A 21,809-nucleotide genomic window follows, 5' to 3' on the forward strand; every position below is an offset into this window, starting at 1 on the left:
ACTGTGACCACTCCTTGATTATTTTTCTACTTCTTTTACTTTAAAGATGATGGTGAGAGTAAATGAAACAGCAACAGCGATTAACATACCAATCACATAATTCACCACATTCTGCACACCGTATGGCGCGGCAATCGCAATCATCGGAATACCCGTTAAACCATAGGCGTTGGCTGCAACCTTCGTGAAGACAACAAATGCCCCGCCTAATGCGCCTCCGATCATCGCGGCAATAAACGGCTTACGATAGCGGAGGTTGACACCGAATATGACAGGCTCGGTAATACCTAGGAAAGCTGAGAAAGCTGCAGGAAGTGCGATTTCTTTTGTTTTCGCGCGTTTCGCTAAGAAAAAGACAGCCAATCCCGCCCCGCCTTGAGCTACGTTGGACATGGCCCAAATTGGCAGCAAATAGTTACGCCCAATATCATTCAGCAGTCCTGCTTCAATCGCATGGAAGCTATGATGAACCCCTGTGAGCACAATGAGAGAGTAGGCTCCTCCGAAAATGAGTCCTGCTAAGAAGCCTGCATGATCATAAATAAATGTCAATGCATTCGAAATTCCAGTACCGAGCATTCTTCCAAGCGGTCCAACTGCAATAAACGTCACAAATCCAGTCACAATCACCGTCACAAACGGGGTCACAAGTAAATCAATACTGTTCGGAACCACTTTTCTTAAATTCTTTTCTACAATGCACATGATGTACACAGTCAATAATACTGGAATGACTGTTCCTTGGTAACCAAGAAGAGCAATATCAAAATTGAATAAATGCATATACTCTGGTTTCGCATCCGTCAGCCCCCACGGGTTGAGCAGGTTCGGGTGAATCATAATCCCCCCAATAACGGCTCCTAAATACGAATTTCCACCAAACTCTTTCGCTGCACTGACCCCAATTAAAATCGGCAAAATGATAAAGGCTGCACTTGAGAACATATCAAGCATTTGGAAGATCGCAGAGCTTGGGTCAGCCCATTTGAAGGCTTTCATCATGCCTAATAGGCCCATTAATAAACCGCTTGCAACAATTGCTGGAATGATCGGTACAAAAATATTTGATAACGTCTTTGCAAAACGTGCAAGTGGATTCATTTTTTGTTTCACTGCTTCATCATGGCTGACAGGCTTTTGTTTCTCGTCTCCTGTCTCAAGACCAGTCTCACGAGCAAATGGTTCATATACTTTGTTGACTGCCCCCGTTCCAAAAATGATTTGGAATTGTCCCGAGCTTGAGAAAGCCCCCTTCACCCCTTCAAGTTCCTCAATGGCTTCTTTGTCAATCAGTTCCTCATCTTTTATCACCAATCTGAGTCTTGTTGCACAATGCGTGGCACTGATGACATTTTCTTTGCCGCCTAATCGTTTTGTTAATTCTTTGGCTGTTTTTTGATAATCCATGTTGTCTCCTCCTTTTTTAAAGCAAAAAAGACCTAAAATTCACCAACGATAAAAGGACATACACGTCCCCTCGTTACGCAAATTTTAGGTCTTGCCTGCCTGGCAGTCACAATCCCACGATATCAAATTTTGATTACGCTTTCATCATAGTATAAGAGTGAGACGTGCGTCAACCTCTTTTTTCGAATCAATTGACCCATATACACTAATAAGAGTAGTGTGCATAAAAAAAGCCTGCATGCAGGCACAACCACTAAACCAATTCGGCATCCTGCAGACGCTGGACATGCAGCGTGATGTAGCCGATCTCCGATTCAGGGAGATGAAGTTCATATTCATTTTTTAACAAATCAGCGAGTCCACGTGCACACTGGTAAGCCAAATCATACTTTGTTTGGATAAAACTCAGCATGTCATCGTCCATGATTTGAAATGCCTCATTTGATTCCAACCTGCCTAATGCATACCTCAAATGTGTCACAAGCCGCTGATAGGAAATACTATCCTCATCAATTGAATGCTGAAAATAGCTTTCTATATGCTCGATCATTTCTTTGATCATCGTTGTATATTTCACGGTCTTTTTCATAGACTCCGTATTCATTTTGGCCGTATGAATATGGAGTGCCACATATCCTGCCTCATCGTCCGGCAGTTCAACCCCAAGCCGATCCTTTACATAACGAATGGCATACTTTCCAATATCATATTCCTGCTTATATAAGACTTTGATCTCACCAAGCAATTTATTATATAGCACAATGCCCTTTTGAATGCGCTCTATAGCAAAGGATAAATGGTCAGTCAGTGATATATGGATATGATCACTAAGCGGCATCATCAGTTTACCCTCTGCATAACTGATGATATGCTCTGCCACCTCAATATGCGCTTCGGGCAATGTCGCAAGAATTTGTTTGAATTTCTCATTTTCTTCACGCACAACAAAGATTTTCTCTATTTTTTGAACGGGAACGACGTCATTTTTCCCCTTCTGAAAAGCAATTCCAGGCCCCATCACAATTTTCTCCTGATCACCTTCCTTTACAACCACTGCATTGTTATTCAATATTTTATATATCTTCAAGGGGTATCCTCTCCCACCAGATAACGTTTCTTATGTGGGATTTTACCCTGTTTCATCTCCCATGTAAAGGTAAGAGCGGGCCAGCACGCGCCTCTCTCGCCGTCTTCTCATCAAGCATCATCAGACTTTGCTTAAACGGTTTCTCTGACCTGCGCTTCTTGTTCTTTTCTTCTGCCAGCTTCTCTAGCTCTCTCTCGTTCACAACTTGAAAGAAACGATTATCCACCGCAACCGCCTGAAACCGTTGCTGCTTCATCATCACACCAGGATTCACAAGCACATTCATCATGAAACCAAACCATACACTCAACCAGTTTTTGAATTTCTTCACTGAACATCCCTCCGCTTTTCTTAGAATCTAGCAGTTCTAGCAAAACAACTGCTCCTATCATATCCCGAGAAAAAAGAGAGGTTTGTCACAATCTGGGTGAAAAAACAAACTAGTTTTCAGAAGTTTTGTTGAAAAGTGGAGAAGATGATCATGTATGAGGGTGTTTGAATAAAAATTTTATACACACTATATCCAAAAGATAAGCACACCTTATCAACAGGGTTTATCCACATATCAACACCCCATTACTAGATTTTGTGTATGAGATTTTTTTATTTTCCATATATATATCTAAATAAATGAGTTATCAACAGGAGTTTGTGCATAAGTGAGACTTTATAAACAAAATAGTTCTTTATAACTATGTAAAATAAGACCATTTTAGTAAAGGAATTGTTTTCATCGTATTGAATACTTAATAACGGGCAGTGAATCTTTCCTATTTATCCACAAAAAGAAAGGCTATCTCCCTAAAAACACAGCTAGAAAGGGGAAAATTAATGAAAAAGGTCATCTCTCGTTCTTCTGTTCTATTGTTCTCTACTATTTTTATTTTATCCACATTCTTTACAGGTCAACAGGCTGCTGCCGCTCCATCGAACAAACAGGTGGAACTAGAAAAAGCAGAAATCTTCGGTGAAATCAATGTAAACTCTAGAAAACATACCACTGTTATTGTTGAATTAAAGGAAAAATCCTTAGTTGAAGCAAAGCAAGAAGGCGAAGCACAAACAAAGGCCTCCCTCAAAAAATCTCGAACAAAAATAAAAAATGCAGCACTCAAAGAAATTGATAAAGCGAGTGTTCGTCAAGAATATGAAAAAGTCTTCTCTGGTTTCTCTATGAAACTTCCTGCAAACGAAATTCCGAAGCTGCTCGCAGTTGACGGAGTAAAAGCCGTTTATCCGGATGTTACATATAAAACAGATGAAGTGAAAAAGGAAAGCATTCAGCTTCCAAATGAAGATGTCTCCCCTCTTATGGATAAAAGCGCTCCATTTATCGGTGCACCAAAAGCTTGGGATGCCGGCTACTCTGGAAAAGGGGTAAAAGTCGCTGTCATTGATACTGGAGTAGACTATACCCACCCTGATTTAAAAGGAAACTTTGGTTTATACAAAGGCTATGATTTTGTTGATAACGATTATTCTCCGCAAGAGACGCCTAAAGGAGACCCTAGAGGTGAATCGACAGACCATGGCACACACGTCGCAGGAACAATTGCTGCCAATGGACAAATTAAAGGTGTCGCAAAGGATGCCACACTTCTTGCGTACCGTGTACTTGGACCAGGCGGGTCTGGGACAACTGAGAACGTTCTTGCAGGCATCGACCGCGCTGTTACTGATGGAGCAGATGTCATGAACCTCTCTCTCGGAAACAGTGTGAATAACCCTGATTATGCCACAAGCATCGCACTCGATTGGGCCATGTCTGAAGGCGTTGTCGCTGTCACATCGAATGGAAACAGCGGACCGAACAGCTGGACAGTCGGTTCTCCCGGCACGTCAAGAGATGCCATTTCTGTCGGAGCAACTCAACTTCCGTACAGCCTTTATAGTGTGAAATTCCCGAACTATTCTACTGCAAAAGTGATGGGCTACTACCAAGAGAGTGATTTAAAAGCACTTGACCAAAAACAAGTCACACTCGTCCATGCAGGTATCGGTGACGAAAAAGCATTTGAAGACATCGATGTTAAAGGAAAGGTTGCCGTGATCGAACGAGGAGCCATTGCCTTTGTTGATAAAGTAGACAATGCAAAAGCTGCTGGTGCAATCGGCGTTGTGATGTATAACAACACCGATGGAGAAATTCCAGTCGATGTACCGGGTCTCGCTCTTCCTACGATTAAGCTTTCAAAAGCTGAAGGAACGGCGCTTGTCAAAGCCATTGAGGCTGGAAACAATACAACAACTTTCTCCATTCAATTTGTCAAAGAACTTAGTGAGCAAGTCGCTGACTTCTCATCTCGCGGACCAGTTGTGGATACTTGGATGATTAAGCCTGATTTATCAGCACCTGGCGTCAGCATTGTGAGTACGATTCCAACGCATAACCCTTCTCAGCCTTATGGATATGGCTCAAAGCAAGGAACAAGCATGGCTTCACCGCATGTGGCAGGGGTCGCAGCGATCATCAAGCAAGCAAAACCATCGTACACAACTGAACAGATCAAAGCACTGATGATGAATACAGCAGAAAAACTATTTGATGCAAATGGCAGCCCATTCCCTCATAACACACAAGGGACAGGCAGTGTTCGAATCATCGAATCACTCCAAGCGTCATCTATCGTTTCTGATGCCAGCTATTCTTACGGCACTTTCTTGAAAGAAAAAGGCGTTCAAATCAAAACGAAGAAATTCAAGGTAGAAAACCTTTCAAAAGCACCGAAAACGTATACCATTGATTACAAATTCAATGGCAGCGGCATCAGCACAAACGGAACGAAAAAAATCACTGTCAAAGGGAATTCCACTGGGTCCTTTACTTCCGCGGTACAAGTGAAATACGGTAAAACCAAAAAAGGAACGTACCAAGGCAGCATTACCCTTCGTGAAAATGGCAGAAAGGTCACAGAGATTCCTACTTTATTGATTGTAAAAGAGCCTGATTATCCGCGCGTCACTTCGGTTTCCGTCGAGCCGGATAACCGTGCTGGAAGCTATGTCATTAGCAGCTATCTGCCTGGTGGCGCTGAGAACCTTGCATTTCTCGTCTACTCGACAGATGGAGAGTATATAGGTGAAGCAGGTGTTTATCAACATGTTGATAAAGGAGAACACCGCGTAAAATGGAATGGCACGATCAATCAAGGTCAAAAGCTGGAACCTGGTGAGTATACAATGCTTGCGTATGCAAGTTTGAAAGGGAAATCAGACACTGTTCAAACGAAGGAACCCTTCGATATTTATCCTGAATAAACGTGAATCACAAGAAAAGCCTTGTATGAGCGGATTAGCTCATCAAGGCTTTTCGATTATATATGGAGGAAAGAGAGTCTGATGTTGATATTGCTATGGATCGTTTCTTTTTTGACTGCTTTTTTTCTAACGATCACTTTGGTGTATTTTTTCACCCTTTTACACGCGAAACATCCTCGTCCTTTTCATCAAGCATGCGAGCTGACGGTCTATGTGTCCTTCATTTACCCGCTTAGTTTGCTGGTGACAGCCGCGTTTATTTTCATCATGATGCTCCTTTTCCCCCTCTATTGGCTGCGTGGACGGTAAACAGACATACATACGTTATGCATCAAAGGCTTCTTTTAATAAACGATACGATGTGAGCCGGTCTTGCATGTGGTGAGTGATCGTCACAGCGATTACTTCATTTGTACGATACGCTTTCGCTAGTGCCGTCAGCTGCTTTTTCACAGAAGATGGCGTTCCAACCACCATCCTTTGACGATTGGCAGCCACTCGTTTTTGTTCATATGGACTGTAGGAATAAGCTTGTGCCTTTTCATATGAAGGAAAGCCCCCGAGGTTTTGCCCCTGTTCATTGGCGAGTAAGGATAAATCTAAGCTGACTGCCAGTTTTTCTGCCTGTTCCTCTGTTTCAGCACATAAAACGAAGACCGCAAGACTGACGCGCGGCTCATCACCGAATGCTGAAGGTTCGAACCGGTTGATGTATTGCTCCACAGAATCTTCTCCGCCTTCGCCATTGATAAATAGAGCAAACGTATAGCCTGCACCTGCTTTCGCCGCAAGTCTTGCACTCCCTCCAGAGGAACCAAGCATCCATACCTTTGGTGCAGTCTCTACCTTCGGAGAAGCGGTTAAATGGGGCAGCGGGTAAAATTCATCCGCTAGGTCGTGTAAATAGACCTTCAATTCTTCTACCTGCTCAGGATATTGATCACCTAGTCGTTTTCGTTCACCATGATGAAGGGCAATGGAGGAAATGGGCATACCACCAGGAGCACGTCCAATCCCAAGATCAATTCTGCCAGGAGCCAGTGCTTCGAGAACCCTGAAGTTCTCTGCTACTTTATAGGCACTATAGTGAGGCAGCATCACACCGCCTGAGCCAATACGTATATGTGACGTAACGGCTGATAAATGACCGAGAAGCACCTCTGGACTCGACCCTGCAAGCCGGTTTGAAAAGTGATGCTCTGATACCCAAAAACGGTGATAGCCCCACTTCTCTGCCTGCTTTGCCAATTCAACCGTTTGCTTCAATGCTTCAGCAGGTGTTGCATCTCCGATCAAAGGAGATTGATCCAGTATACTTAATTTCATCATGCTGCACCTCTTACAGAAATCCCCCTCTCTCAATCGAAAGGGGGGATGTCTTATTTATTTTCGATTAAAGCCCTTCTCTTTAACAAATTCTCCAAGGAAGGCACGCTTTGGCTGACTAAAGCCGCGAAGCATCTGCTTAGACCAAGTATCTTTTCTCTCTCCGTTTGTTCGTTCTTCATAATATGATGAAATACGATCATCGTATTCTTTTAAATAACGATCCACATGCGCTTCATCTTGCTGATATGCATTTTCATGATAAATGAGTTCAACTGGCAGCCGTTCCTTTTGTGACGATTGACTCGCTGGATGTCCGACAGCCAGACCAAATAACGGCAGCACATAAGATGGCGTTTCAAGTAATTCAGACACTTCTTTCAGTTGATTACGCAGACCGCCAATATAGCAGATCCCAAGTCCCATTGATTCTGCGGCTACACTCATATTTTGCGCAGCGAGCGCCGTATCAATGACGCTAATGAGAAAGGCTTCCGTATTCTCAAGCGCCTCTTGATGATTTTCCCCTGCTTTTTTTGCAATATCATCATGGCGTTTCAAGTCTGCACAGAAGACAAAGAAATGCCCATTCTTCTTAACGTATGGCTGATTCCCGGCCAGTTCAGCAAGCTTGGCCTTCTTCTCTTGATTTGTCACACCAATAATACTGTACGCCTGTACATAGCTTGATGTCGAAGCAGCCTGTGCACTTTTAATGAGTGTCAGCACCTCTTCTTCGGACAAACGCTCGTCTGTAAATGAACGGATGGACCGATGATTTAATATCGTTTCTATCGTTTTGTTCAATTCGAAGACCTCCTTCACTTGTACTATCATATGACAAAGACATATGGCTTTTCAAAAATTAAAACTCGCATGAAAAAAGACAGTCTATACTTAGACTGCCCTTACCCGTTTTATTTAAATAAATAACTTTGATATTTCGTTAATTGAACACTTGCGTTATAAGCAATCCCGAATCCAATAAGGACAGATAAGACAGAGCTTCCTCCGAAGCTGATAAATAGGAGCGGAATCCCCGTTACAGGCATCACGCCTATATTCATCCCAATGTTCTGGAACGTATGGATCACAATCAGTGCTGTATATCCTACACAGAAGAATGACGCAAACCGGCTATATGGATGGATACGGTCGATCAGCACGACAAGCCGGTAGATCAAGAAGAAGAACATGATCACAACAAACGCACATCCGACAAAGCCAAAGGCTTCTCCTATAATGGAGAAAATCATATCTGTTTGTGCTTCTGGGACATAGACTTTTAAGTTTTTAACCCCATTCCCAAAAATCTGTCCAGCACCAATAGCCATAATGGCCTGGTCTACTTGATATTTATCAGACCCAGACGCATCCTGAGTCTGCGCTTGGTTGGCTGACGTAGAGCTATCAGGCAGCCAAGCGGTAATCCGGTTAATCTGATACTGCTGAATGCCAATTGTTTTCGCAACATCAGGGAAGAGAATGATCACGGCTAACACAGCGGCAACTAAAAGCACAACCACAGAACCGATGAGAGAAATCAGCTTCCAATTGACCCCTGATAAAAACACCATCACAACGACAATAAACATACAGACAGCTGCCGTACCTGCATCCTGTAAGAAAATCAGTCCAACTGGAACGGCTGCTACACCGGCAATTTTTAATAGTAGGAAGATATCATCTTCTAATGTCCGTTTTCCTCTAGGGCTTGACTTACCGATGACAGATGCAAGCATCATAATCAAACCAATTTTCATAAACTCTGAAGGCTGAAGTGTCCCAATCCCTGGTATCACAAACCAGCTTTTCGCACCATTTTTAATTGGAGCAAAATCATGACCTCCGATTTGTGCAGGAGCGACTTTCAGAAAAAGTAACAACAGTATGCCACCTATAAAAATATAGAGGCTTAGCTTCTCTAATTGCTCCAAATCAAAGTAATTTATGGCTACAATACATATAACTCCGACCATGTAGTAAATAATCTGCCTCGTCCATGCATTAGATCCATACTGTCCAAATTGACCCGCAGCATAAATCGCAATGACACTGATGGCAAAGAAGGCTAAAAATATAAAAATTAAATCCCCTTGATAGTACGGAGATGTATTCTGCTTGTTCATGAACTAACCACCCTTATTACAAAACATAAAAGCCCTTATTTATATTAGATTGAATTTTTCACAAAAGCAACTCACCTTAAATATGACGGAAGATACATCCGAAAGGTTCCAATCATTTTTCAAAAAATGAAATACTTTTCTTTCTAACAATAGGAAAAAATTCCTCTATACTCTTTCCATTCATCCGATCATGAGTCCTTTAAAAAGATTATTTTACAGATATTAAGGGGGAAATTCAATGACCTATGTGGCGATATGACAAGCAATTATCAAGCCAGCATAAGCTGTACGGAGAGAAAAGGAAAAAGCCACTTTCTACGGAATAAGGCCCATTTTCCAATTATTGAGTTTACTTCAAAGTCAATTGTGGTATAATACTTGTAACAAAATGTTCACAATATCTCCTAAAAACAGACACAATTGCATCCTGACCTCTCATTTGATTTGGATATCAACTTACAAAGGAGTTGGATACGATGGATATGTTCTTTGCGTACCTATGTATTGCAACGGCTACACCCCTGTTTTTATGGCTTGAAAACAGAAAAATTGCACTAGCTTCTATTCCACCCATTATGATTATGTGGATTTTCTTCGGTCTTTACATGACGAGCAGTTTATCTCCAGCAGGACATACCTTCATGATCGCATTCTTTGCCATTAACGTCATTTTGGCACACATTGCAGCGTTTCTCATTTATGGACTTCCATTCATTCGCAAAAGATTCAGCAGCACCAGATAAATCACGCACCACCTATTGGAGGCGTAATCAACATCATGATAAAAACCACTCACCTTTGAGGGATGAGTGGTTTTTTTATTATTTCTCTGAATGCTCAGACTGCTTTGGCGCAGAAGGTGAATAACCGTCTTTGCTGTTCTCTCCGTGGCTGTAGTGAGCCGCAAAGATCCAAACAGATCCGATAACGAAGATAATCGCACAAAACAGACCAAACAATGTATTTCCGACTTGAACAGTTCCGTTCTCGCTTTCTGTCATGTGCATAAACATGAATAGCTGCAAGAACGCTTGAATGAAGGCAAAACCAAAGATAATCCATAGTTTTGCAGAACTGCCAATTTCAGCTCCAATGGCAATCCAGAATGCTAAGATTGTTAGCACAATGGATAGGATGAAGCCAACTACGTGTTTCCAAGGGAAGTGTTCGTGCTCTGCTGAGGAATGTGTTTTTCCAGCCATATCACAAAAGCCCCCCTAATCCGATCAAGTAAACAGCTGTGAAGATGAAAATCCATACAACATCAAGGAAATGCCAGTATAGACTTGAGATAAAAATCTTCGCTGCTGTTTGTGGAGTTAATCCACGTTTTTTAATTTGGAACAAGACCCCGGTAATCCAGAAGATACCGATGGATACGTGTAGTCCGTGAGTTCCTAAGAGTACAAAGAATGCAGACCAATACGCACTTGTATGGATGCTCGCACCCTCATGTACATAATGGAAGAACTCGAAAATCTCAAAGCCAACGAAGCCTGCACCTAGAAGCAGTGTCAGAATCGTCCAAATGACAACCCCTTTTGTACTTCCACGGCGCATTTCATGAACAGCAATCCCGCATGTAAATGAACTAACCAATAACAGGAATGTCATGATCAATACAAGCTTCATATCAAACAGTTCAGCTGGTAAAACGCCGCCAGCTGTTCTGCCATGAAGAACAAAGTAGGTCGCAAAAAGTGTTGAGAATAACACGATTTCCGCGCCAAGGAATATCCAGAAACCAAGGATGTTTAAACGTCCTGTTTCAGACTGATATTCAAGCGGTGCATTTGCATAGCTGCTATCATTATGTCCCATTACTTCTGCGCCTCCTTATTCTTTTTCTCTGTTTCAATCACTTCTTCAACAGGAATATAGTAGCCATCGTCATATTCAAATGAGCGTAAAATCATTGTTGCGAATACACCGATTAAGCCAATAACGCCAATCCAGTACCATTCAAATACAAGACCGAATGCACCAAGTCCGAAGAATGCAGACATGATGAGTGGTCTGCCTGAATTGTGCGGCATGTGAATTTTCTTGAATTCTTTTTCAGGATGAACGTCTACGTTGTTTTGCTTCCAATGATGGAATGCATCTGGTGTTGTCACTTCTGGAAGTGCTGCAAAGTTATAATGCGGCGGAATTGCAGAAGATGTCGCCCAGTCAAGAGTACGTCCATCTCCCCAGCTGTCTCCAGACACTTCACGTTTCGCGTGTCTCCAGCTGTAGTAGATGTTGTAGCAAAGGATGATGAATCCGATACCCATCATAAATGCACCAATTGTTGAAATAAAGTTTAGTGCAGTCCAGCCATCTTCTGGTCCATACGTATAAATACGTCTTGGCATTCCTTGCAGTCCTAAGAAGTACTGCGGGAAGAAACAGATGTTAAATCCGATCATGAATACCCAGAAGAACCATTTGCCGATTCTTTCGTTTAACTTGTAACCAAACATTTTTGGATACCAGAAAACAAGGCCAGCAAAACAAGCAAAAACAGTACCTGCGATTAATACATAGTGGAAGTGGGATACAAGGAAGTACGTGTTATGGTACTGGTAATCCGCAGCTGCCATCGCAAGCATAACCCCAGTGACACCACCGATAACGAAGTTCGGGATGAAACCAAGTGCCCAAAGCATTGGCGAAGTAAAGCTGATACGGCCTCGATACATCGTAAAGAGCCAGTTAAAGATTTTCACACCTGTTGGTACAGAAATCGCCATTGTTGTAATCGAGAAGAATGAGTTAACCGCTGCACTGTTCCCCATTGTAAAGAAGTGGTGAACCCACACAAGGAAACTAAGAACAGAGATTGCCACAATCGATACAACCATCGCTTTGTAACCAAACAGCTGTTTTCTTGAGAAAGTCGCAAAGATTTCTGAGAAAATACCGAAAGCCGGCAGGATGACGATATATACCTCAGGATGTCCCCAAATCCAGAAAAGGTTCGCCCAAAGCATTGGCATACCGCCTGCTTCGAGTGTAAAGAATGCGGAACCGAATAAACGATCAAATGTCATAAGTGCTAAAGCAACTGTTAATACAGGGAATGCGAATACGATGATGACAGACGTAATCAATGTTGTCCATGTAAACATTGGCATACGCATAAGCGTCATACCTTTTGTACGCATTTTTAAGATGGTCACCATGAAGTTAATACCAGTCATAAGTGTACCAATACCTGCAATTTGGAGCCCGAGCAAGTAATAGTTCTGTCCAGGACCTGGTGAGAAATCATTTCCGGCGAGCGGCATGTAACTCGTCCAGCCTGCACTTGGTGATCCTCCAATGACGAAGGAAATGTTGAACAGCATCGCTCCAACCATGAATGTCCAGAAGCTAAGGTTGTTCAAATAAGGGAATGCAACGTCACGTGCACCAATTTGAAGAGGAACAACGACGTTGATTAAACCAATTAAAAATGGCATCGCCATGAATAGAATCATGATCGTACCATGCGTTGTGAAAATTTCATTATAGTGGTTGGAATCTAAAAACGTATTATTAGGAAGCGCCAGCTGTGCGCGCATCATCAGTCCGTCTACCCCACCGCGGAAGAACATAATCACAGCAGCAAGGATATACATGATCCCAAGCTTTTTATGATCAACTGATGTTAGCCATTCTTTCCAGAGCCATTTCCACTTTTTAAAGTAGGTTAAAACAAACACGATAGCAATGGAAGTAAGAGCGATAGAAATTTGCGCACCAAGAATTAATGGGTCTCCAGTTACAAAAAACTCATCCCATTTCAAATGCATAACGGCCTCCTCCTTTCCTTAGTCAGTTTATTCATTATCTAGTTTTCTTTTATAGTTCTTCACATTCTCGAAAGGATCTGTTTTGGAATGCGGAGAAACTGATTGGTAACCTAAACGTTTGCGTGCTTGGAGTGCGTATTCAGAATCCTCGCCATGCTTCGCAAAGGATAAATGTGTTGATGAGAATGTCTGCACATCTGCAGCATCCGGAAGCATCAAGTAGTCATACGTTTTCTTCGTTAACTTTGGTGCTTCTTTCTTCGTTTTGCTTACCCATTTATCATAGTCAGACTGCGTCATCGCATTGACTTTGAATTTTTGCTGAGCAAAGCCCTCGCCTGTGAAGTTGGCGTTTCTTCCTTCATATGTGCCAACTTGATCAGCTTGAAGATATTGTTCCATCTCCATTCCAGCCATCGCATACTTCTCCCCGCCTAGCTGAGGAATCCATAGTGATGCCATTGTATCAGCGGAAGTGATTTTGAATAAAACCGGCTGATCTTTTGGAATGTTTAAGTAGTTCACTGTCTCAATATTTTCCTCTGGATAGCTAAAGATCCATTTCCAATCAACAGCTGTAGCATAAACGACAAGTGGATCTTTATGGCTTGTTGCTTGAGGTGCCTCTTCCAAAGAGTAAATTGTTTTTACAGTTGGAACCGAAAGGGCAGCAACGATTAATATTGGGATCACTGTCCAGATAACTTCTAGAAGCGTATTCCCGTGTAGTTCTGGGTTATAAGAGGCGTTTCCAACGTCCTTACGCTCACGGTATTTAACCAAAATGATGGTAAACAGTACAAATACCGCACCAACGATAAAGAGCATGAATCCAATGGATAAAAGGATTAAGTCTTTTTGTTGTGCTGCGACAGGTCCTTTAGGATCTAAAACAGCGATATTGCTGCAACCTCCTAATAAAAAAACACTCACGAGCATCGCTAATAAAAGCATAGGTTTAATGGCTCTGAACAAGAAGATCACCATCCTTCCTTAGATAATGTATAAATTGCTGAATAATTGTGAAAAGCCATCTGCCTTCGAAAACTTTTCTTCCCTTTGTAATGCTATCAAAATCTGTTAGAGTTAGCTTCCCTTTTTTCAAAAGTTCATTTATTTTTCAACAGATTTCTATTAAAATGTCATAAATTCGACATAAATTTATATTATTGCACACACAATAAATTTCTAGGATTTTGAAAAGTTGAGAGTTGAAGGCAAAGGACAAACAATCAAGAACTTTGTCAAATTTAGGTTTACCACAATAAAAAAGTTTGGTCGAATTTCAATTTAACTTAATGAAATTTTATCTAGGTAAACAATTTTGAAATAGGTATCCCCACATTTAACAAAAACCTTACTCATTTTAACGCAAGTTCACAAGAAAAGAAAGTATCGATTCTCTGCGATACGCTGTAAGAATTGGTAATGATGCTGAATTAGTGGAATCTCGCTAAAGACTTCCAGCAAAAAACCGGCTCAGCGCCGGCACTCTGCATTTATTCATCTCTCACTAAGATGTCAGGTCGTCTATAGATCTCCCCTTCATGTTCAATGTCCATGTACGTCCACTTGCCTGTATAGGTTAAAAAGCGGTTGCCCTCTTTTTCTACTACTATCGTATCCTCTGATTTCAGTCCAGGCAACGAAGGATTCCACGTAAACACTTGATGCAGCTGAATTTCTTCCTTCGATGAGGGAACGGCAATGATTTCCCTAGATACAAATCCCGTCTTTCCCCCTTGATGAAGCTTTTTCCAGCTATCAGGGAAGCCCTCTTTTTCATACTGAGCAATACCTGCTTTCAGTACATCTCCTAATGTTTTACCAGGACGTGTGGCAGCATTCATAACTGTATCAATTCGTGCAAGCCGCTCTTTGTTCTCTTCAAGCTCCTTTGGAAGCTGACCAAAGTAAACAGACCTTGTGACATTCGCTACGAGCCCGTGCCGTTCTGCACAGAGGACAACAAGCGCGTGCTTTTGAAGTGCTTTCTCTGTTGGAATCGGGTGACGGTATTGATGGATCCGGTCATCCGTTGCCACAAGCAGGACTTCTATCGTCATCCCTTGTGCAATGGCTCTTTGAGCAACAAGCGAAGCAATTTCGTGTTCGGTCTGCCCTGGCACGATTTCTTGACAGACACTTTCTACAATGACCGCTGTTTCATGACAAAGGATTTCATATTGACTGAGCTGCGAGACAGTAAGGATCGATCGAACATGTGACAAATCCGGATCGATCCATTCGAATCCACCCATTTGAATGTCCGCCCCAATTCGTTTACCTTTTGTGAATTCTTGAATGTAGGGGGTCTCATCCTCATACCAATCCATTGTGACCACTTGAAAGGGATGATCGACATACGCCATTTCCTCTTCAATGATCCGCTTTTCTTCCATTTGATTCACAATGAGGACGAGGTCGTCTTTTAAGACGAGCAGCTGGCACACGCCCTCTGGCGTATTTAACACAATGTGATTCCTTCTTCCGCCTGTCAGCCAGGAGAAGTTATTTCGCTTTTGAATCAAGACACCATCAAGCTGCTTTTCTTCCATTAGCTCTCTTACTTGTTCAATCATCTAATCACCTGCCTATATGAAGTGTTTGAATGAAACGGTTAAAAGCTGTTTTCCCTTGCTCAGTTCTTTTAAACACACCCGCCTGCGAGAGAATTCGAGAAAAAATAGAGCCAATTTCTTGTTGTAAAATGGTTTCGGTATTGTCCTCTGTAAAGGTGTTCTCTTCAAGCAGTCGCTTTGCCCATGTTTCGTGTTTCATGATAGCAGGACGGGCTTTGATTTCTTCAAGAGGACTTTCGGATAGCAATGCCTCTTTTAATTGGCTTAATTCCTCTGCTAATCTGCCAGGAAGGACAGCAAGGCCCATGACTTCAATTAATCCGATATTCTCTTTTTTAATATGGTGGACTTCTTCGTGCGGATGGAAAATGCCGTCTGGGTGCCGCTTGTCTGTACGGTTATTACGCAGCACTAAATCTAATTCATAGTCATCCCCGTGGCGCCGCGCAATAGGTGTAATGGTATTGTGCGGAGTCTCTCCTGTATGAGCGATCAGCCCCACCTCTTCATCTGAATACAATTTCCACTCATGTAAGATAAAGTCTGCTGCGTCCGCGAGCGACTGCCGCTCGCTGCTTCGAAGGCGGATCACAGACATCGGCCATTTCACAATGCCAGCTCGCACATCCGGAAAGGCTTTGAGAGAAAAGACTTCTTCCATCTCTGCTTTCGCCATCGGAAATTCATGTGCACCGCCCTGAAAATGGTCATGACTTAATATACTGCCTCCGACAATCGGAAGGTCGGCGTTCGACCCGATGAAATAGTGCGGGTATATAGATATGAAGGAAAGCAGTCGTTCAAAGGTTTTTTTGGTGATGCTCATTGGCTCATGTTTACCTTTGAACACTATGCAGTGCTCGTTGTAATACACATAAGGTGAAAATTGCAGAAACCACGATTCACCTGAGAGTGTCACAGGAATAATCCGATGATTCTGTCTCGCTGGATGGTTGATCCGCCCCTCGAAGCCAACGTTTTCTTTACAAAGGAGACAAAGAGGGTATTGCTTTTGACTGAGCTTCTTGGCTTCAGCGATGGCTTTGGGGTCCTTTTCCGGTTTTGATAGATTAATGGTGATCTCCAGCACACCATCGTCTGTTGGTGTAAACCACTGTACATTTTTGGCGATCCTGCCTGTATGAATATAGTGGGCATGCTGCTGCATCGCATAGAACCAGCTTGTAGCTGCCTTCGGTCCTCCCTGCTGGCGTTTTTCTTCAAACTTCGCATAGATGACACTTGGAGGTGCCACCAAGCAGCCCATGATTTTCGCATCTAGTAAATCACGATACGTATCCGTCCCCTCAGGAATAAGGCCTGTTTCTACTGCCCAATCCAGCATCGGCATTAAAATGTCTTCAAGGTCTCCTTCTCCTGAGACTGTTCTTGCTTCAGCGTCATCGAGCCCGAGCACCTCAAGCAGCCGATTTCTCGTATAATCGATATCTAGTGATGTCATCAGCTCTTTATTGATCCCGTATTGAATCAGCTGTTCCAATTTTTCAAAAATATCAATCGCCATTCCCTCTGTCCCCTCTCTTGCCTGCCTGTTACGCTTTATTCACTTTGGTAGCCATCTGGATGCTTCTGAAACCAATCCCACGCGCTCTGAATGATCGTGTGAAGGTCAGCATATTGAGGTGTCCATCCCAATTCTTGCAGCGCTTTTTCAGAAGAAGCAATCAGCTTTGCTGGATCTCCCGCGCGTCTTTTTGCCACTTGTGCCGGGATGGCATGCCCCGTGACTTTTCTGACAGCTTCTACGACCTGCTTCACGGAGAAACCTGTTCCATTCCCTAAGTTGTAGGTAGCACTGCCTTTTCCAGCACGCAGCCGATCAACGGCTAAGATGTGTGCCTCTACTAAGTCCATCACATGAATGTAATCTCTAATACATGTGCCGTCCTCTGTCTCATAATCATCACCGTAAATCATGATCTGATCCCGTTTTCCTAAAGCAACTTGCAGAATAATTGGAATGAGATGTGTCTCAGGCTGATGATCCTCTCCGACAAGTCCTTCTGTATGGGCACCAGCTACATTAAAGTACCGAAGCACTACGTATTCTATTCCATACGCTTGCTCAGACCACTTCAGCATTTTTTCAATCGCTAGTTTTGTTTCTCCATAAGGATTCGTTGGGTTCGTTTCATCCGTTTCAACGATCGGCACGCGCTTCGGTTCACCGTATGCAGCAGCAGTTGAAGAAAAGACGATGTGTTTCACATCAAATTCATTCATTATTTGTAGTAAAGCGGTTGCTCCGCCGACGTTGTTGTCATAGTACTTAAGCGGGTCTATCACACTCTCCCCGACAAGTGAATCTGCCGCAAAGTGCATGACCGCTTCTATTTGATGTGTTTTGAAAACCTGTCTTAAAAAGACGTGATCCCGTAAATCTCCCTCTTCTAAGACAGCTCCTTCCAAAACAGCTTCTTTGTGGCCTGTCTGCAAATTATCCACTACCACTACTCGTTCGCCTTTCGCTAGAAGAGCCGCCACCGCATGACTGCCTATGTACCCTGCTCCTCCACAAACTAAAATTGTCATCAACCTTCCCCCTTTGTGAGTTCTCTTGCGCCGCCTCCAATTCCAGCTGTGTAAAAAGAGGCTTGAATGCCTGTTTTCTCTTGATATATCGCATCAGTTTCTTCTATAAATGAACTCAGCAGCTCTTCTTTCACAATGCTGATCGTGCATCCGCCAAAGCCTGCACCTGTCATACGGGAGCCAATCGTCCCCGGGTGCCCCCAAGCTGCTTCAGCCAGTGCATCTAGTTCAAGTCCTGTTACTTCATAATCATTCTTTAAAGAAAGATGAGAAGCCTTCATGAGCCCACCTAGTTCTTCCATTTTATCATCTTTCAGAAAATTTACTGCTTTCATCGTCCGCTCGTTTTCCGTCACGACATGTCTTGCCCGTTTGCGGCATATGTCATCTTCAATCAAGTGGGCATGTGCTGCAAATTCATCCGCAGTGAGCTCACATAAGTGGGTGATGTCGATTTTTTTCCGAAGATCATTTAAAGCTGATTGACACTCTGCCCGGCGCTCATTGTATTTGGAATCAGCCAGTGTCCGCTTTTTATTTGTATTGGCGATGACAAGCTCCAGTCCCTCTTGCCGAAACGGACTGTATTCAAAGGCAAGGGTGTCACAATTGAGCAAAATGGCGTGATCTTCTTTTCCAAGGGAAATCGAAAACTGATCCATGATCCCGCAATTGACGCCAATAAATTCATTTTCTGCACGCTGTGAAAGGAGGGCAAGACGGGCATTTGAAACGCTGAATGAATGCCATTCGTTGATGAGAACAGCGGTGACAAGCTCAATGGAGGCAGAGGAAGACAGACCTGCGCCATTTGGAATATTGCCGCTGTACACAATGTCAAAGCCTTCTTCTATCTTCATCCCTGCTTCTATAAACTGATTGAACACACCCTTCGGATAATTCGCCCAGCCATCCGATTCCACGTAAGCGATTTCAAAAAGATTGAATTCTTTCACACCCTCGCTATCAAAGTTCAAGGAATACTTTCTCACGCGGCCATCTGAACGCTTCGCACAAGCAGCATACGTTCCGAGAGTAAGTGCGCATGGAAACACATGGCCTCCATTGTAATCTGTATGTTCACCAATCAAGTTCACCCTTCCTGGGGCAAAAAAATAGCGAAGTTCTTCTCTATCTCCAAATTGCTGGTGAAATGCCGCGCGTAACGTATCGATCATATCCATTCCCCTTTTCTCTTCTGATACTTTTATTTTAGTTGTCCCAGCAGCATCAGTTCAATGGTAAAAAAACCGTTAAAAAATACCCTTTTTTTGCTGTGAATGGTACGATGTGATATGAGGTGTAACATGATTCTAAATAGAAAAAGGTTGTTTTTTGCTGTGAAGGAGGGTTTCCAATTTGAAGAAGGAAGCATTTGCATTTCGTTTTCACCATTCTGATGTGACATTGCCGGCGCAAATATGGTCTGTTGGCTGGGAAGTACAATCATCTTCGTTATATAGCTGGAATGGCGTGGAGCGGAAAGATCAGGGCAAGTGCATCTTTCAGCTCACACTGTCTGGACATGGCATGATTGAAATCGGAGAGAAACGTTTCAAAGTGTTGCCGGGTCAGGCCTTTCTCGTGAAAAGCCCAAGTGCCTATCAATATTATTTTCCAGAGGACAGTGAGCATTGGGAATTCCTTTATTTAACGCTTTACGGGGAAGCCTGCGATCTTTGCTTTGACCAATTTATTGACCAAGGAAAGCAGGTCATGCGTTTTCATCCAAATTCCAGACCGATCCGCCTGCTCAAGAACATTTATGATGAAGCCAGTGAAAGACGGATTACCAATCCATTTGAGGGGTCTAGCCTTGCTTATCAATTTGTCATGGAACTATATTCATATTTGCCAAAGCTTGAGGGACAAATGGAGAAATGGCCCGAGCCCATCGTTCAAGCTGCCTTGTTTGCCAGCCATCATTTTCACGAGGAAATTGGCCCGGACGATATGGCAGCTGCGGCACGTTTATCCAAAAGTCATTTTACGAGGGAATTCAAAAAGGCCACTGGCTTCACACCTATTCACTATCTAACCAATATCCGGTTAGAAAAGGCGGAAACGTTACTGAAAACAACAAAATACTCGATTGAAGAAATCGCCATACAGTGCGGCTACCGAAATGCGAATTACTTGAATAAAGTCTTTCGAAAGAAAATCGGCATGTCTCCAAAGCAACTGCGGGAAACAAGCGATGCATAATAAAAAGCAGCCGCTTTCACAATTGGCTGCTTCTTTTACGCTTTCGTCAGGTCAACATGAATTCTCCCTTGTCTTAAAACAATGGTCATTTGCGTGTCAGGTGTCATTAAGTTTTCTAAAATGTCCGTTGCCGTTTGAAGCGCAATGTCCATTCGGTTGATCTTTTCCTTTTCTTGTTCCGAAAACGCTTCTGGATGTGCGGTCATTTCTTTGACTAGCCTCAGCACTTGTTCATGCTGCTTTTCTGTTTGCTGATATATGACATCATATAATTCGTCTGGCCTGCTGCTCATTTCACATCACCTATCTTTTTTCATGTGTTAAATCGCATCTTCTTTTGTTTTCTTGAAGACGAACCATTTACTGGCGACATAATTCACGACCACAATCACAAAGTTGACAAGAATTTTTGCGACGGTTTCATTGAGCGCCATTTGGCTCACAAATAAAATCATCAGCCCCAGATCTACACCTAGAGACATGAGACGAACACTAAAAAATGAAGAAAGCTCACGCATAAGGCTTTTCGTATCACGAGCCTTTTGCTTGAAGACATACTTCTTATTGGTGATATAAGCAAAGAGAACAGCAAATACCCATGAAACAACTGTAGCTGTTTTATAATCCATGGAAAACATCTCAACGAATAAGTAGAAGCTGACTATGTTGACAATGGTTGTACACACACCCATCACAAGATACATGACAACTTCTTGATACTTTTGAAAAAGGCTATACATGTCTTTCTTCATTCCTTCTTGGTGGTTTCTGTTTCTTTTAGAATACCATCTTGAGAAGAACTTCCCAAACGAACAATATGTACGTCCTGCACAGATGAAATTTGTTCTACTTGATGGCAAATGTCAACCTAATTGGTTTATATAAGCCAAATGATTTAGGTCTTTTTCATTATTTTAATTTATAATCTTTTAACTGACTTTACAATTGTTTATTATTAGAAGTAAGAAATCAATATTTATGGGTTTTTTAGTCATTTTTTTAGGAACGTGGTAGGTGATAGATTTTACAAAATAGGTTAAATGTCATCATTTTTCGACAAAATCTATTTTGCGCTGTTTTCATCCACACGTACAGTTACTAGACGGTTTGTTCAAGTCATTGGTTGCAGATGAATATGTCTTATTGAACTGGAGGATATTATGGATACGCAAGTGAAAAGAAGAGTTGACGAAGAGTGGGTTTATTTGATTCAGGAAGCGAAAAAAATTGGACTAGGCATCGAAGAAATACAAGCTTTTTTAACATCCAACGGTGATCAGAAGATGATAAACAAACCGTAAATCAACGCCGTTATCCTTTGTCTTTCAGACTGCTTTGGCTAAAAGTTCTGACTTGTCAATTGACCTTTTGAAAATCCTTTCATGACGATACGCTACAGTAATTGAACACCCCTTCATACCAATCCCTTCCACTCATGGGGTTCTGTCTTTCTATATTAGGAGGACAGTCCGTTTCCCGTTCT

20 protein-coding genes are annotated in these 21,809 nt (G+C 42.5%); 4 read left to right on the forward strand and 16 right to left on the reverse strand.

Going from position 1 to position 21,809, the window contains the following annotated elements; translation table 11 throughout:
• Nucleotides 1-18: 18 nt before the first annotated feature.
• The 3 genes from MKZ03_RS17475 to MKZ03_RS17485 form a co-directional block, all read right to left on the reverse strand.
• Nucleotides 19-1,407, reverse strand: a complete 1,389-nt coding sequence (locus MKZ03_RS17475) for a sucrose-specific PTS transporter subunit IIBC (RefSeq protein ID WP_095285644.1) — start codon at nt 1,405-1,407, stop codon at nt 19-21.
• Nucleotides 1,408-1,660: 253 nt separating this feature from the next.
• Entirely contained in the window at nt 1,661-2,494 is an 834-nt protein-coding gene (locus MKZ03_RS17480) for a PRD domain-containing protein (protein WP_034660400.1), read from the reverse strand.
• A 52-nt stretch (nt 2,495-2,546) separates the two neighbouring features.
• Nucleotides 2,547-2,825, reverse strand: a complete 279-nt coding sequence (locus MKZ03_RS17485; protein WP_341032506.1) for a hypothetical protein — start codon at nt 2,823-2,825, stop codon at nt 2,547-2,549.
• A gap of 500 nt (nt 2,826-3,325) precedes the next feature.
• On the opposite strand from MKZ03_RS17485, the gene MKZ03_RS17490 reads away from it, so the two are divergent.
• A complete protein-coding gene (locus tag MKZ03_RS17490; protein ID WP_341032507.1) occupies nt 3,326-5,752 on the forward strand; it encodes a S8 family peptidase in 2,427 nt (808 codons plus the stop codon).
• Nucleotides 5,753-6,076: 324 nt separating this feature from the next.
• Here MKZ03_RS17490 and MKZ03_RS17495 read toward each other — a convergent pair whose 3' ends face one another.
• The 3 genes from MKZ03_RS17495 to MKZ03_RS17505 all read right to left on the reverse strand — a co-directional run bounded on the left by MKZ03_RS17495 (nt 6,077) and on the right by MKZ03_RS17505 (nt 9,207).
• Nucleotides 6,077-7,081 (reverse strand): LLM class flavin-dependent oxidoreductase, encoded by a 1,005-nt coding sequence (locus tag MKZ03_RS17495; RefSeq protein WP_334750560.1) that lies wholly within the window; start codon nt 7,079-7,081, stop codon nt 6,077-6,079.
• Nucleotides 7,082-7,135: 54 nt separating this feature from the next.
• Nucleotides 7,136-7,885, reverse strand: coding sequence for an oxygen-insensitive NADPH nitroreductase (gene nfsA / locus MKZ03_RS17500; protein WP_066031565.1), 750 nt, complete (start codon nt 7,883-7,885; stop codon nt 7,136-7,138).
• 110 nt (nt 7,886-7,995) lie between these two features.
• On the reverse strand, nt 7,996-9,207 hold the full coding sequence (locus MKZ03_RS17505) for an FtsW/RodA/SpoVE family cell cycle protein (RefSeq protein WP_066031564.1): 1,212 nt from the start codon (nt 9,205-9,207) through the stop codon (nt 7,996-7,998).
• A gap of 476 nt (nt 9,208-9,683) precedes the next feature.
• Between MKZ03_RS17505 and MKZ03_RS17510 the strand changes: the two genes are divergently transcribed.
• A complete protein-coding gene (locus tag MKZ03_RS17510; protein WP_003215279.1) occupies nt 9,684-9,950 on the forward strand; it encodes a spore morphogenesis/germination protein YwcE in 267 nt (88 codons plus the stop codon).
• Between the two features lie 78 nt (nt 9,951-10,028).
• Here MKZ03_RS17510 and qoxD read toward each other — a convergent pair whose 3' ends face one another.
• The 8 genes from qoxD to MKZ03_RS17550 form a co-directional block, all read right to left on the reverse strand.
• Nucleotides 10,029-10,409 (reverse strand): cytochrome aa3 quinol oxidase subunit IV, encoded by a 381-nt coding sequence (gene qoxD, locus MKZ03_RS17515; protein ID WP_007497818.1) that lies wholly within the window; start codon nt 10,407-10,409, stop codon nt 10,029-10,031.
• Nucleotide 10,410: 1 nt separating this feature from the next.
• Nucleotides 10,411-11,028: a cytochrome aa3 quinol oxidase subunit III gene (gene qoxC / locus MKZ03_RS17520; protein WP_007497820.1), complete on the reverse strand. Its 618-nt coding sequence runs from the start codon at nt 11,026-11,028 to the stop codon at nt 10,411-10,413.
• Nucleotides 11,028-12,986, reverse strand: a complete 1,959-nt coding sequence (gene qoxB, locus MKZ03_RS17525) for a cytochrome aa3 quinol oxidase subunit I (protein WP_034660406.1) — start codon at nt 12,984-12,986, stop codon at nt 11,028-11,030. Before qoxB ends, qoxC begins: the two co-directional genes overlap by 1 nt.
• Nucleotides 12,987-13,013: 27 nt before the next feature.
• The gene (gene qoxA / locus MKZ03_RS17530) at nt 13,014-13,970 is read right to left on the reverse strand and encodes a cytochrome aa3 quinol oxidase subunit II (RefSeq protein WP_095285740.1); all 957 of its coding nucleotides are present in this window, start codon (nt 13,968-13,970) and stop codon (nt 13,014-13,016) included.
• 515 nt (nt 13,971-14,485) lie between these two features.
• Nucleotides 14,486-15,568, reverse strand: a complete 1,083-nt coding sequence (locus MKZ03_RS17535) for a M24 family metallopeptidase (protein ID WP_341032508.1) — start codon at nt 15,566-15,568, stop codon at nt 14,486-14,488.
• Between the two features lie 4 nt (nt 15,569-15,572).
• Nucleotides 15,573-17,093 carry a UDP-glucose--hexose-1-phosphate uridylyltransferase gene (galT, locus tag MKZ03_RS17540; protein ID WP_341032509.1) on the reverse strand — a complete coding sequence of 507 codons (1,521 nt, stop codon included), beginning with the start codon at nt 17,091-17,093 and terminating at the stop codon, nt 15,573-15,575.
• A gap of 35 nt (nt 17,094-17,128) precedes the next feature.
• Nucleotides 17,129-18,121, reverse strand: a complete 993-nt coding sequence (galE, locus tag MKZ03_RS17545) for a UDP-glucose 4-epimerase GalE (protein ID WP_341032510.1) — start codon at nt 18,119-18,121, stop codon at nt 17,129-17,131.
• The gene (locus MKZ03_RS17550) at nt 18,121-19,299 is read right to left on the reverse strand and encodes a galactokinase (RefSeq protein WP_445662030.1); all 1,179 of its coding nucleotides are present in this window, start codon (nt 19,297-19,299) and stop codon (nt 18,121-18,123) included. Before MKZ03_RS17550 ends, galE begins: the two co-directional genes overlap by 1 nt.
• Before the next feature lie 181 nt (nt 19,300-19,480).
• Here MKZ03_RS17550 and MKZ03_RS17555 point away from each other — a divergent pair, with 181 nt between their 5' ends.
• On the forward strand, nt 19,481-20,326 hold the full coding sequence (locus MKZ03_RS17555) for an AraC family transcriptional regulator (RefSeq protein ID WP_034660412.1): 846 nt from the start codon (nt 19,481-19,483) through the stop codon (nt 20,324-20,326).
• 35 nt (nt 20,327-20,361) lie between these two features.
• Here MKZ03_RS17555 and MKZ03_RS17560 read toward each other — a convergent pair whose 3' ends face one another.
• Nucleotides 20,362-20,619 carry a hypothetical protein gene (locus MKZ03_RS17560; protein WP_003215318.1) on the reverse strand — a complete coding sequence of 86 codons (258 nt, stop codon included), beginning with the start codon at nt 20,617-20,619 and terminating at the stop codon, nt 20,362-20,364.
• A 27-nt stretch (nt 20,620-20,646) separates the two neighbouring features.
• A complete protein-coding gene (locus tag MKZ03_RS17565) occupies nt 20,647-21,030 on the reverse strand; it encodes a GtrA family protein (RefSeq protein ID WP_012011676.1) in 384 nt (127 codons plus the stop codon).
• A 456-nt stretch (nt 21,031-21,486) separates the two neighbouring features.
• Here MKZ03_RS17565 and MKZ03_RS17570 point away from each other — a divergent pair, with 456 nt between their 5' ends.
• Complete coding sequence (locus MKZ03_RS17570) at nt 21,487-21,627, forward strand: anti-repressor SinI family protein (protein WP_008345506.1); 141 nt, start codon at nt 21,487-21,489, stop codon at nt 21,625-21,627.
• The last annotated feature ends 182 nt before the right edge of the window (nt 21,628-21,809 follow it).

The sequence above is a fragment of the Bacillus sp. FSL R5-0431 genome (assembly GCF_038002985.1).
Classification (GTDB): domain Bacteria; phylum Bacillota; class Bacilli; order Bacillales; family Bacillaceae; genus Bacillus.